The following is an 11553-nucleotide window of genomic DNA, read 5'->3' on the forward strand; positions in this document are numbered from 1 at the left end:
TCGGGCAAGTGCCTTGCCGGGCGGTCTGCGGTGTTGCGGCGCTTGCCAATAGCCGAGCTATTGGCTGCGCACCGCGCCTAGCATCCCATCCCGGCAAGGTACTTGTGCAACTCCAAAAAGACGTTGAACAGGTTCTTACACCTCGCACATCACAAAGTCTGCCTTGCCGACATTGCACTCCGGGCAGCGCCAGTTGGCGGGCACGTTGGCCCAGAGGGTGCCGGGCGCGATCCCGTGGTCGAGCAGGCCCGCAGCCTCGTCGTAGATCCAGCCGAAAACGGCACACATGTAGATTGTCATGGGGTGTTTCTTTCGTGGTCGGTGGCTATGACTCAGTCGTCATCGTGGGGCCGTTGGCGTTCGGCTGATATGCCGCTGGCAACCCAGCCGCTGGGTGACTGCTGCCACTGCCAGGCACAGAAGGCCAGTGTCGCGATCAGCAGCAGGGCTGCAAGCCAGGTGCGGTTCTTTGGGACCAGGTCCGGCCCTTTGCCCTCCACCCGGCCGGTGAGCATGGGCAGTGCCTGGTTCTTGCGGCGCAGCACGCTCAAGCCTGCAATCAGCGCGATGTGGGCCAGCACCACAAACAGCAGGGCGTTGCCGAAGAACTCATGCACCTCTTCCATCACTTCTCCCATCCAGTGGCCACCCAGCGCAGTGCCCCAGTCGTTGTACGTGGCGTAGCCACTGAGCGTGAGGGGCACCACCAGCGCCAGCAGCAACACGATGGCCAGCGCCATCAGCAGGTTCTGGCCCTGGCGCCAGTTGATCTGCGTGACCGATGGGGCCTGGGGCAGGGCGCGCAGCCATGCGGGCGCCCCCGCCAGCTTGCGCCACAGCAGGCCCAGGCCCGAGGTGCGCGGCCCGAAGATGCCGTACAGCAAGCGAAAGCCCAGAAGCCCCGCCATGGTGTAGCCCAGCGTCACGTGCAGCAGCCGCCAGTGCTCGCCGTCGGCCGTGGCGTAGGCGCCCACAAAGCACAGCGCAAAAAGCCAGTGGAACATGCGTGTGGGTGCGTCGATGACCCGGCGGCTGGGCACTTTGGCCAGAGTGGGTTGCGCCGTTGCGTCGGCGGGATGGAGGGTGGGTGTGTTGTTCATCGTGTTCTCTTTGTAGGGGCTCCGGAGGAGGGCCGTGCGTGGCGGTCAGTCGTTCCAGGCGCGGCGTGAGCGGGCATCCAGCCCCGCCGGCGTGCGCAGGTCGTGGTCGTCAAACTGCCCCTGGTCCGCGCCCGTGTGGCAGGCCGCGCAGTTGGCGGCGCTTTTCACGCTGGCGAGCTTCCAGGTGGCGGGTTCGATCTTTCGGTGCTTGCGTTCAAACCAGGCCGAGCGGGTGATGCGGTCCTCCGGCGGCTCTTCCTTCACGCGCTTGTAGGTGCCTGCGTGGGTCTGCAGCCACTGGTTGAGCTGCCGCACGGTGGCGGCATCCAGCGATGCGTCGGTGCCGTAGTGCTTGTCCAGGCCCGTCATCACGCGGTTCCACGACGCTGCGGGCAGCAGGCCGGGCGGGTAGGCGGTGTGGCAGGCGGCGCATTCCTGCGTGTAGGCGCTGGGCACGTTGCGGGGCATGGCGCGCCCTCTGTCTGCATGGGCGTCGGACAGCGTCATCGTGGTGAGCACGCAGAGGACGGCGGCCATGGCAGCGGGGCGGAGTTGGGAAAGTTTTTTCATGGTGCTGCAGTTCAAGGCTTGAGGGCGTTGAGGTAGGCCAGCACGTCGGCTTTTTCGACGGCCGTGCATTCGCGGCTCAGCACGTCGTTGCAATTGCGGCGAAACCATTTTTCGACCTTGGCGGTGTCGGTGAAGGCCTTGGGGTTGAACGCCGGGGCCAAGGGCGCAATCGATTTACCAGTGCTGGCGTGTTTGCCTTGCGCGGTGGGCGGCGTGCCGTGGCACGAGGCGCAGGACCACTCGCCGCCGTGGCGGGTGGTGAAGAGCACTTGGCCCTTGTCGGCGTTGCCCGGACTGCCGGCCTGTGCGCTCCAGTGGGCGAGCTGCTGGGCGGCGGTGGTGTCTGCGGCATGGCTCGGGCTGGCTACTGTCCAAGCAAACAGTGCTGCAAGTGCCAGGTGGCGAACGGTTGTCATCGTGGGGTCCTTTTGAGTGTCTTCGTGTGTTGCCATTGTTGAAACGGCGGCCTGAACGGCGCGTGAAAGAGCCGTTCATCGGCCGTTCAGAAACTGCGCAGGACAATGGCCCATGTTTTCGACGAGCTGCCGCACACCCACTCGCCGCCACGCCGCACGCCTGGCGGTGGCTGCGTGGGCGCTGTGGGGCACGGCGTTGGTCGCGCCGTCCGCTGCGGCCAGCGGCCATGACGACCATGACCGCGCCCGGCAGGCCGTGCAGGCAGGCCAGGTGCTGCCCTTGCCCGCAGTGCTGGAGCGCCTGCAGCGCGAAGTGCCCGGCCAGGTGCTGGAAGTGGAGCTGGAGCAGGAGCGGGATCGCTGGATTTACGAGATCAAGCTGCTCACACCTGCCGGGCAGTTGACCAAGGTCAAGCTGGACGCACGCACGGCCGAGGTGCTGCGCATCAAATCGCGCGACGATCAACGAACCGGCCGAGAACACCGGCGAGAGCAGCCTCGCAATTAGCCACCCATGCGCATCCTCCTGGTAGAAGACGACACGCTGCTGCGCACCCAGTTGCGCACTGCGCTGCACGGCGCGGGCTACACCGTGGACGAGGCCGACAACGGGCGCGACGCCCAGTTTCTGGGCGACACCGAGGCGGTGGATGCCGTGGTCCTGGACCTGGGCCTGCCGGTGGTCGACGGGCTCACGGTGCTCAAGCGCTGGCGGGCCGAGGGGCGCAACATGCCGGTGCTGATCCTGACCGCGCGCGACAACTGGCACGAAAAGGTGGCGGGTATCGACGCCGGTGCCGATGATTACCTGACCAAGCCCTTTCACCTCGAAGAACTGCTGGCACGCCTTCGCGCACTGATACGCCGCGCCAGCGGGCAGGCGTCGGCGGTGCTGCAGTGTGGCGACTGGTCGCTGGACACCCGCAGTGGCCGCGTGACCTGCGCGGGCCAGCCCGTGGCGCTCACGGCGCATGAATACAAGGTGCTCGATTACCTCATGCACCGGCCGGGCGTGCTGGTGTCGCGCAGCGAGCTGACCGAACACATCTATGCGCAGGACTTTGACCGGGACTCCAACACCATCGAAGTCTTTGTGGGGCGCCTGCGCAAAAAACTGCAAGCTTTCTCCCAAGACCCGAACCACTCTGCCCGCATCGAGACAGTGCGTGGCATGGGCTACCGCCTGGTGCCACCATGAACCGGGGTGGGTTGCATTGGTCGCGCTCCCTGCGGTTTCGGTTGCTGGCCGTGACGGTGGCGGGGGTGGCTGTGGCCGTGGTATTGGCTGGTTTTGTGCTCAGCGGGCTGTTCCGCGAGCATGTGCAGCGCCAGTTCGAGGCGGCCCTCGTGCAGCAGCTGGACCAGGTCACGGCGCGGCTGGGGTTTGATGCCCAGGGCCAGCCGGTGATCGCTGCGCAGGCGCTGTCGGACCCGCGCTGGCTCAAACCCTATTCCGGCCTGTATTGGCAGGTGGACGCCATGGCGCCCGATGGTAACGGCCGTGCCGGCATGCTGCGCTCGCGCTCGTTGTGGGACACCAGCCTGGCCCTGCAGGTGGATGCCCTGGCCGATGGCGCGGTGCATGTGCATGAGGTGGCAGGCCCTCAGGGCGCGCCCTTGCTGGTGCTGGAGCGCACCGTGCGTGCCGAAGGCATGGATGCGGCGCGCTGGCGCCTGATCGTGGCGGCCGACCTGCAGGCCACCCAGGCGGCCACCGCGCGGTTCACGCGTGTGCTGGTGCTGTCGCTGGCGGCGCTGCTGGTGCTGCTGGCAACCGCCGCCTGGGCCCAGGTGGCGGTGGGGCTCAGGCCCTTGCAGGCGCTGCAGCGGGGCTTGCAGGATGTGCAACAGGCGCGCGCCACCCAGTTGCAGGGCGCATTCCCTGCCGAGGTGCAGCCGCTGGTGGATGACTTCAACGCCGTGCTGGGCCGCAATGCCGAGGTGGTAGAGCGTGCGCGCACCCAGGCGGGCAATCTGGCGCACGCCTTGAAAACACCGCTCACCGTGCTGGAGAACGCGGCCCGCGCGCCGGCACCCAGTGATGGCGCAGCGTTGGCTGCGTTGGTGCACGACCAGGTGCAGGTCGCGCGGCGCCACATCGACTGGCACCTAGCACGCTCACGCGTGGCCGCCTCGGCGCACCTGCCCGGCCAGCGCACGGCGCTGGAGCCGGTGGTGGGTGGACTGGTGCGTGTCATGAACAAGGTGCATGCCGGGCAGGGCGTAGACATCACCATTGCACTGCCCGATGCTCCGCTGTTCTTTGCGGGCGAGGCGCAGGATCTGCAGGAAATGCTCGGCAACGTGCTGGACAACGCCTGCAAATGGGCACAGTCCACCGTGCGGCTGACAGCGCACGCGCAGGGTGAGGACGCTGAGGGACCGTTGCGCCAGCTTTTGATCAAGGTAGAAGACGACGGCCCCGGCATCGGTGCCGCGCAGCGCGCGCAGGCCTTGGAGCGCGGCGTGCGGCTGGACGAAACGGTGCCGGGCACGGGACTGGGCCTTGCCATCGTGCAGGACCTGGCGGCCATGTACGGAGGGCGGCTGGACCTGGAACCCGCCGACCTTGGCGGCCTCAGGGTGGTGCTTGTGTTGCCCGCTGCGGGAGAGTCGGTGTGAAAAACCGCCAGAGCTGAAAAGACGAAAAATAGCCCGCCGTAACGGAGAAGGCGTAAAAAAGCCCGCCGAAGCGGGCTAAGGCCCTGACAAATCCCCTCGATCTCTCGAATGTCGCAAAGCCTTGGACTGGACGCCCCCAGCGTATCACTCCGGATGGCGTTTGACTACCAGAGGAACGATAGGCAGCGCGGCGACCGTGACGGGCCCGCCCCCCAGGGTTCTGCGCCAGGTTTTCAGGATATGTTTGGGATAAAAATGACCCCTGGCGCTTATCCATAAAGCGCTAGGTGCTCTTCTTTCAGGAGCAAATTACAACCTGCTCTCCACGCTGTTGCGCATGGCCGCCTGCGCCACGGCGTCCAGGGCTTCGTCCACCACGGTCTGTTCGGTCAGCACCTGCATTGCGCCTTGCTGGAAGAGCCTGTCCAGAAGGCGCAGGGTCATCGATTGGGTTCGGCCAGAGGCACTGGTGAAGAGGAAAAGGTTGCCTTGTGAGCCGATCCAGGACAACTGGGTGCGCTCCCAATGGCCTGCCACCTGCAGGTTCACCCAGGTGCCAATAGCCAAGGGCGCCAATGGCACCAGGTGGGGCACCGCGGTGGCATCGCTGGAGGCGGACTCTGGCGCCGGTACCACGCTCTCCAGTTCGGGGGACTGCGAGATATCCACGTAGCCGGATTCCTTGGCCTCGGAGGGGGCCACCCACGGGTCGTCATCGTCCAGGGGGACTGGCGGTGCCACCGCCTGCGCCTCGGGTGGCGGTGCGGGGGGTTGGGTGGCAACCCTGGGACCGGGCTTGAAGGCCTGCTGGTGCAGCTCCATCAGCAGATCGAAGACGGCCTCGGTCCGGGTGGCGGGGTAGTCGATGGACGCCAGGCCCTCGCGCAGCTTGGCCAGCAGCTTGGGCAGCAGGCGCGCGAGCCGGCCGGTGTTTGCACGGGTCAGCTCGGGCTGCGCGCTCCAGATCAGGGCGTCCACCAGTTCCTCGTAGCGGCCCGGGTCGGCGCGGCCGGTGGTGGTGGTCAGGCGCGCCTGGGCCATGACCTGGGCCCAGGGGCCCAGCAGGAAGCGGGAGATTTCGTCGGGCACCTTGCCGAAATCAGGCAGCAGCCAAAGGTCGCGCGATATCCGGGCGGCCAGCAGGTGGCGCTGCTCGGCATGCTGCAGGGTTTCGATGGCGCGCTGGCGCTCCTGCTTGCGCTGCTGGTCCTTCTCTGCCCATTTGGCGTGCAATTGCTGCAGGACGTGCTCGAAGTCGTCGGGCCCCTCGATGGTGGCCGTGGCCAGCGGGCCTGCAATGTTCATGAGCGATCGCATGAAGCTCTGGAAACCGGGGGCCTCGGTGCTGCTGAAGGCCAGGCTGCGGTCGGTGATGTCCTGCAGCAAGCGGCGCGCGGCGTGCTCCTTGTGGCTGAAGAACCGGGGGTCGGCCAGTGCCAGCTGCATCAAGGCGGGCTCCAGCGCGCGGATGAATTGCTGCACGGGCCACAGCAGCCGGCTGTCGCGCGCGATGTTGTCCACCATCAGCGCCACCACCTCCATGCTCAAGGCTTCTCCCAGCCCGCCGGAATGTTTGCGTGGCGGGGCTGCGGGGTTGGCGCCTGCATTGCCGCTTGCCTGGGAGCGCTGGCCTCCCAGTCGCTCCATCATGTGGCTAACCTGGTTCATCTCCTGCAGCGCCTCAAAGGCGGCGGGCACGGTGGCTGCGAAATCCGTGGCGGGCGGGTCGATGCGGGGAAGTTGGTCCGGGTTCTCGAACTCGCGGGCAAACCGGTCCGCGAAGTTCTCTTCGGACTCGGGTGTCGATGTCGTGGCAGATGCTTGCGCCAGCGCGGGGTTCTCGCTGAACTCGCCCAGCAGCAGGCGGCGCAGGCGGTCGAGTGTGAGCAGGGGGTCGGCGTGGGCTTCCGCTGTGGACAGGTCGTTGTCAGATGCAAAGCCGGGGGATACGCCGCCTTCGGCCGGCGCAACGTAGACCACCTGGCCGTCGGCCTGGCGCATCGCATAGCCCACAGGCTGCACGCCGCTGAGCTTGAGCCGATCCGTCTGCGCCAGGTAGAGCCCACGCAGCTCAGCGCCCAGCGCCTGGGCCATGGGTCCCATCCAGTCGTGCCGAACCTGGTCTGTGACCTGCATCTGTGACACCACGGTCTGCAATGCCTGCAGGAAAACTTCGGGGCGCAGGGGGTTGTGCTCGGGCTGCACGCGGGGCAGGCCCAGGGCCGCGCACACCAGGGCGTCGAGGTCGGCCAGTGGCCCCTCCACTGCAGAGATCAGTACCTGCCGGGCGCGGGCGCGCTCCACGCTGTCGTTGATCTGTGCCTCGTCCATCAGTTCGAGGTCGTCGAAATGGATGCTGAACAGGGAGCGCGTGGGTTTTTCCTCGTTCTGTGCTGCTTCCTGGTCGAGTGCCTTGCGCAGTGCGTCGGGGTAACGCTCGCCCATCACGGACGTGAGCCGCGACAGCTGTTGCCGCGCTTCCTGCATGGCGTGGTGTTCGCCCGGTGTGCGGGCCTGGTCCTGGCGCGCCTGCAGGGCCATGCGCGTGGCCTCGGCGACGCGCTCCATCAAGGGCCGGGCCTGTGCCAGCACGTCGTGCACGATGTGCTGGTAGGGCGTGGTATGGCTGGCGGAGGGCGCGGGGGCCGACGGTGTGGTGTGTTTCAAGGCCATCTTCTGGGAGGACGGGAACCGGTGCCTGCCATGGTACGCGGCAAAAAGGGGCCTGAGGCCCCTTGTTTACCTGGATTTCCGGCTTGTCAGGCCGGGTCCGTGCGCTTCATCCGCCGTGGAACTTGACCACCAGCGGCACGATCAGCAGGGCCACGATGTTGATGATCTTGATCAGCGGGTTGATGGCGGGGCCGGCCGTGTCCTTGTAGGGGTCGCCCACGGTGTCACCGGTCACTGCGGCCTTGTGGGCCTCGCTGCCCTTGCCGCCGTGGTGGCCGTCTTCGATGTACTTCTTGGCGTTGTCCCAGGCGCCGCCGCCAGTGCACATGCTGATGGCCACGAAGAGGCCGGTGACGATGGTGCCCATTAGCAAACCGCCCAGTGCCTTGGGCCCCAGGGCCAGGCCCACCACGATGGGCACCACCACGGGCAGCAGGCTGGGGATCACCATCTCCTTGATGGCGGCGGTGGTCAGCATGTCCACGGCCTTGCCGTACTCGGGCTTGGCCGTGCCTTCCATGATGCCGGGGATGTCGCGGAACTGGCGGCGCACCTCCACCACCACGGCACCGGCGGCGCGGCCCACGGCCTCCATGGCCATGGCACCGAACAGGTAGGGGATCAGGCCGCCGATGAACAGGCCCACGATGACCAGCGGGTCGGACAGGTCGAACGTGATGGCGCGGCCGTAACTCTCGAGCTTGTGCGTGTAGTCGGCAAACAGCACCAGGGCGGCGAGGCCGGCCGAGCCAATCGCGTAGCCCTTGGTCACAGCCTTGGTGGTGTTGCCCACGGCGTCCAGCGGGTCGGTGATGTCGCGCACGCTGCTGGGCAGCTCGGCCATCTCGGCAATGCCGCCGGCGTTGTCGGTGATGGGGCCATAGGCATCCAGCGCCACCACGATGCCCGCCATGGACAGCATCGACATGGCCGCCACCGCAATGCCGTACAGGCCCGCGAGCTGGTAGGCCGAGAGGATGGCCAGGCACACGAAGATCACCGGCCAGGCGGTGGATCGCATGGACACGCCCAGGCCCGCGATGATGTTGGTGCCGTGCCCGGTGGTGGATGCCTGCGCGATGTGCTGCACGGGCGAATACTGTGTGCCGGTGTAGAACTCGGTGATCCAGACCAGCGCAGCCGTCAGCGCCAACCCGGTGAAGCAGGCGCCAAACAGGCGCATCTGGCTGCCGCTGGCCAGGATGGAGTTGTCCGGCATGATCCACATCGTGACGAAGTAGAACGCGATCAGCGAGAGCACGCCCGCAATCGCCAAGCCCTTGTACAGCGCCGGCATCACGTTCTTCATGCCGGGCGAGGCCTTCACAAAGAAGCAGCCGATGATGGACGCCACGATGGACACGGCGCCCAGCGCCAGCGGGTACACCACGGCGTTGACCGGCGCGCTCACCACCAGCAGCGCGCCCAGCACCATGGTGGCGATCAGCGTCACCGCATAGGTCTCGAACAGGTCGGCCGCCATGCCGGCGCAGTCGCCCACGTTGTCGCCCACGTTGTCGGCGATCACGGCGGGGTTGCGCGGATCGTCTTCAGGGATGCCGGCCTCCACCTTGCCCACCAGGTCGGCACCCACGTCGGCGCCCTTGGTGAAGATGCCGCCGCCCAGCCGCGCAAAGATCGAGATGAGCGACGAGCCAAACGCAAAGCCGATCAGCGGGTTGAGCAGATTGGCCAGGTTGGCCGTGGGCGTGAGGTTGCCATTGCCCGCCAGGAACCAGTAAAAGCCCGTGACGCCCAGGAGCCCCAGCCCCACCACCAGCATGCCGGTGATGGCCCCGCCGCGAAACGCGACATCGAGCGCGGGGCCAATGCCCTGTGTGGCTGCCTGTGCCGTGCGCACATTGGCGCGCACCGATACGTTCATGCCGATGAAGCCACAGGCGCCCGAGAGCACCGCGCCCACCACAAAGCCCACGGCCGTGGTGCCGTCGAGAAAGATGCCGATGAGAACCGCCAGCACCACGCCAACGATGGCGATGGTCTTGTATTGGCGGGCGAGGTAGGCGGCGGCACCGGCCTGGATGGCGGCGGCAATCTCCTGCATGCGGGCGTTGCCGGGGTCCTTGGCGAGGATCCATCCCCGCGCCCAGATGCCGTAGGCCACCGCAATCAATCCGCAAACCAGAGCCAGTATCAGGGGGGCAGTCAGCGCTGTATTTCCAGCCATTCGTCACTCCTTGAAATATTCAGTTGCACGGAAGGAAACACAACGCAGGACGGTGGTGCTTCCGTTGCGTTGCTTCCTCGTGCTCCCTGTGCATTTCGCGGCAGGAGTCGATTGGCCAACAGGCCCAATTTACAGGCAAACGCTGGTTTGCAAGCGGGCAGAAAGGGGCGTGCGCCTAAAATCAGGGTTAATCCCGACGCTTCATTGCGCTGCATCAGCGCCGGATGCCTCGCGGGTTACCGTCAACAAACCACTCTCCAAAGACATGTCCCTCAACAACGTCCCCCCAGGTAAGAACGTTCCCGATGCCTTCAACGTCGTCATCGAAATCCCGATGAACGCCGACCCGATCAAGTACGAAGTGGACAAGGAATCGGGCGCCATTTTTGTGGACCGTTTCATGACCACGGCCATGCATTACCCGACCAACTACGGCTACGTGCCGCAGACGCTGTCGGGCGACGGCGACCCAGTGGATGTGCTGGTGATCACGCCTTACCCCCTGCACCCCGGTGTGGTCGTGACCTGCCGCCCCCTGGGTATCCTGATGATGGAAGACGAGGCCGGTGTGGATGGCAAGGTGATTGCCGTGCCCACGTCCAAGATCCTGCCCATGTACGACCACTGGAAGACCATTGACGACGTGAACGCCATGCGCCGCAACGCCATCGCCCACTTCTTCGAGCACTACAAGGACCTGGAAAAGGGCAAGTGGGTCAAGGTGCTGGGCTGGGAAGGCATTGACGGCGCCAAGAAGGAAATCGTCGACGGCATTGAAAGCTACAAGAAGGCCCACGCCTGAAGGTGGTTTGGCATAAAAAATAGCCTCTATGGCTTGACGGGAGTTAATTTGTAGCTATAAATAATATAGCATCAAGGGGTTCCCTCGAAAAAGCATGCGGGTCACAACCCGCATGCTTTTTTTATGGCCGCGTGGTGCCTCGCTGTAGGGGGAAAGCCCGCTTTGCAGGACTTGTGACACTGTTAGACTGCATTTGGTTACAAATATGTGGTGCTGAGCAATACGGATTGGCATGCGTCGAAGTGCCTTGTGTGGGCAACGCAATGTGAAGGGTGATTCATGAAAGTTTCCGATATGCGCATCGGCGTCAAGCTGGGGGCGGGTTTTCTGTTGATGGTGTTGTTCACCACGCTGCTGGGCGTGACCGCGCTCGTCCAGATGTCGCGCATTCACAGCAACGCGGACAACCTGGCCACGAACCTGTTGCCCACCGTCGCGCAGGTGGGCGAGCTGCGGGTGCTGCTCAACCGCATGCGCCGCTCAGAGGGAGGCCTGGCCACGGCGCGAAATGCCCCCGAGGTGAAGGCGTTTTCCGAACAGGTGCTGGCGCGGCACAAGGATGTGGAGCGGGTCGAGGGGACCCTGGCGCCCCTGGTCGATACGCCCCGCGAGCGCGAGGCCTTCGATCTGTACAAGCAGCGCAAGGCCGCCTACCTCGTGGTGCAGGCGAACCTGATCGAGATCGCCAAGAACGTGGATTTCAGCACCACCGAAACCCTGGAGCTGACGGGCGACGCGCTGGGCATGCTGTACGCCGGAGAGTCGGAAACCGCCTTCGTGGCCACGGCGGAAACGTTGGGGGAGCTGCAGAAGATCAACGCCGAGAACGCGGTGCAGGCCAATGCCGACGCCCGGGAAGTGTTTGACAGGGCGCGCCTGTGGTTGCTGGGCACGTTGGCGGTGTGTGTGGTGCTGGCTGCGCTGCTGGGCGTGGGCATCACGCGCACCGTCTCCCGGCCGGCCCACCATGCCGTGCGGGCTGCCCGGGCCATTGCCGAGGGCGACCTCACGACCGAGGTGCCGCCAGGCGGCAAGGACGAAATGGGCCAGCTGCTCACGGCGCTGGGGGACATGCGTGCCAACCTGGCGCGCGTGGTGTCGGGCGTGCGCAGCAACGCTGAAGGTGTTGCATCGGCGAGCTCGCAGATTGCGTCGGGCAACAACGACCTGTCGGCGCGCACC

At 65.8% G+C, this 11553-nt stretch carries 11 protein-coding genes; 5 read left to right on the plus strand and 6 right to left on the minus strand.

Annotated elements, in window-relative coordinates; genetic code table 11:
- Positions 1–135: 135 nt before the first annotated feature.
- Genes ASE52_RS10085 through ASE52_RS10100 form a run of 4 tightly spaced genes read right to left on the minus strand, consistent with a single transcriptional unit; the run spans position 136 to position 2086 of the window.
- On the minus strand, positions 136–300 hold the full coding sequence (locus tag ASE52_RS10085) for a rubredoxin (protein ID WP_082606832.1): 165 nt from the start codon (positions 298–300) through the stop codon (positions 136–138).
- A gap of 32 nt (positions 301–332) precedes the next feature.
- Positions 333–1100 carry a cytochrome b/b6 domain-containing protein gene (locus ASE52_RS10090; protein WP_057225815.1) on the minus strand — a complete coding sequence of 256 codons (768 nt, stop codon included), beginning with the start codon at positions 1098–1100 and terminating at the stop codon, positions 333–335.
- A 45-nt stretch (positions 1101–1145) separates the two neighbouring features.
- Positions 1146–1670 (minus strand): diheme cytochrome c, encoded by a 525-nt coding sequence (locus ASE52_RS10095; protein ID WP_057225817.1) that lies wholly within the window; start codon positions 1668–1670, stop codon positions 1146–1148.
- 11 nt (positions 1671–1681) lie between these two features.
- Positions 1682–2086 carry a DUF1924 domain-containing protein gene (locus ASE52_RS10100; protein ID WP_140426206.1) on the minus strand — a complete coding sequence of 135 codons (405 nt, stop codon included), beginning with the start codon at positions 2084–2086 and terminating at the stop codon, positions 1682–1684.
- Between the two features lie 112 nt (positions 2087–2198).
- Between ASE52_RS10100 and ASE52_RS10105 the strand changes: the two genes are divergently transcribed.
- The 3 genes from ASE52_RS10105 to ASE52_RS10115 are packed head-to-tail and all read left to right on the plus strand — an operon-like array spanning position 2199 to position 4708.
- Positions 2199–2594 (plus strand): PepSY domain-containing protein, encoded by a 396-nt coding sequence (locus ASE52_RS10105; protein ID WP_057225819.1) that lies wholly within the window; start codon positions 2199–2201, stop codon positions 2592–2594.
- Between the two features lie 6 nt (positions 2595–2600).
- A complete protein-coding gene (locus ASE52_RS10110; protein WP_057225821.1) occupies positions 2601–3284 on the plus strand; it encodes a response regulator transcription factor in 684 nt (227 codons plus the stop codon).
- Complete coding sequence (locus ASE52_RS10115; RefSeq protein ID WP_057225823.1) at positions 3281–4708, plus strand: sensor histidine kinase; 1428 nt, start codon at positions 3281–3283, stop codon at positions 4706–4708. The genes ASE52_RS10110 and ASE52_RS10115 overlap by 4 nt, the downstream gene beginning before the upstream one ends.
- Before the next feature lie 309 nt (positions 4709–5017).
- Here ASE52_RS10115 and ASE52_RS10120 read toward each other — a convergent pair whose 3' ends face one another.
- Entirely contained in the window at positions 5018–7381 is a 2364-nt protein-coding gene (locus ASE52_RS10120) for a DUF1631 family protein (protein WP_057225825.1), read from the minus strand.
- A 106-nt stretch (positions 7382–7487) separates the two neighbouring features.
- A complete protein-coding gene (locus ASE52_RS10125) occupies positions 7488–9569 on the minus strand; it encodes a sodium-translocating pyrophosphatase (protein WP_057225827.1) in 2082 nt (693 codons plus the stop codon).
- Positions 9570–9834: 265 nt separating this feature from the next.
- Here ASE52_RS10125 and ppa point away from each other — a divergent pair, with 265 nt between their 5' ends.
- Both ppa and ASE52_RS10135 read left to right on the plus strand, forming a co-directional pair.
- Entirely contained in the window at positions 9835–10371 is a 537-nt protein-coding gene (ppa, locus tag ASE52_RS10130) for an inorganic diphosphatase (protein WP_010458012.1), read from the plus strand.
- Positions 10372–10650: 279 nt separating this feature from the next.
- A partial coding sequence (locus ASE52_RS10135; RefSeq protein WP_140426207.1) for an MCP four helix bundle domain-containing protein occupies positions 10651–11553 on the plus strand: 903 nt, incomplete at its 3' end.

The sequence above is a fragment of the Acidovorax sp. Root275 genome, from assembly GCF_001428965.1.
Classification (GTDB): Bacteria; Pseudomonadota; Gammaproteobacteria; order Burkholderiales; family Burkholderiaceae_C; genus Acidovorax; species Acidovorax radicis.

Bases quoted from the DNA above. Each gene is read 5' to 3' on its own strand.
- ASE52_RS10085 (WP_082606832.1), bottom strand. From the start codon at position 300: ATGACAATCTACATGTGTGCCGTTTTCGGCTGGATCTACGACGAGGCT.
- ASE52_RS10090 (WP_057225815.1), bottom strand. From the start codon at position 1,100: ATGAACAACACACCCACCCTCCATCCCGCCGACGCAACGGCGCAACCC.
- ASE52_RS10095 (WP_057225817.1), bottom strand. From the start codon at position 1,670: ATGAAAAAACTTTCCCAACTCCGCCCCGCTGCCATGGCCGCCGTCCTC.
- ASE52_RS10100 (WP_140426206.1), bottom strand. From the start codon at position 2,086: ATGACAACCGTTCGCCACCTGGCACTTGCAGCACTGTTTGCTTGGACA.
- ASE52_RS10105 (WP_057225819.1), top strand. From the start codon at position 2,199: ATGTTTTCGACGAGCTGCCGCACACCCACTCGCCGCCACGCCGCACGC.
- ASE52_RS10110 (WP_057225821.1), top strand. From the start codon at position 2,601: ATGCGCATCCTCCTGGTAGAAGACGACACGCTGCTGCGCACCCAGTTG.
- ASE52_RS10115 (WP_057225823.1), top strand. From the start codon at position 3,281: ATGAACCGGGGTGGGTTGCATTGGTCGCGCTCCCTGCGGTTTCGGTTG.
- ASE52_RS10120 (WP_057225825.1), bottom strand. From the start codon at position 7,381: ATGGCCTTGAAACACACCACACCGTCGGCCCCCGCGCCCTCCGCCAGC.
- ASE52_RS10125 (WP_057225827.1), bottom strand. From the start codon at position 9,569: ATGGCTGGAAATACAGCGCTGACTGCCCCCCTGATACTGGCTCTGGTT.
- ppa (WP_010458012.1), top strand. From the start codon at position 9,835: ATGTCCCTCAACAACGTCCCCCCAGGTAAGAACGTTCCCGATGCCTTC.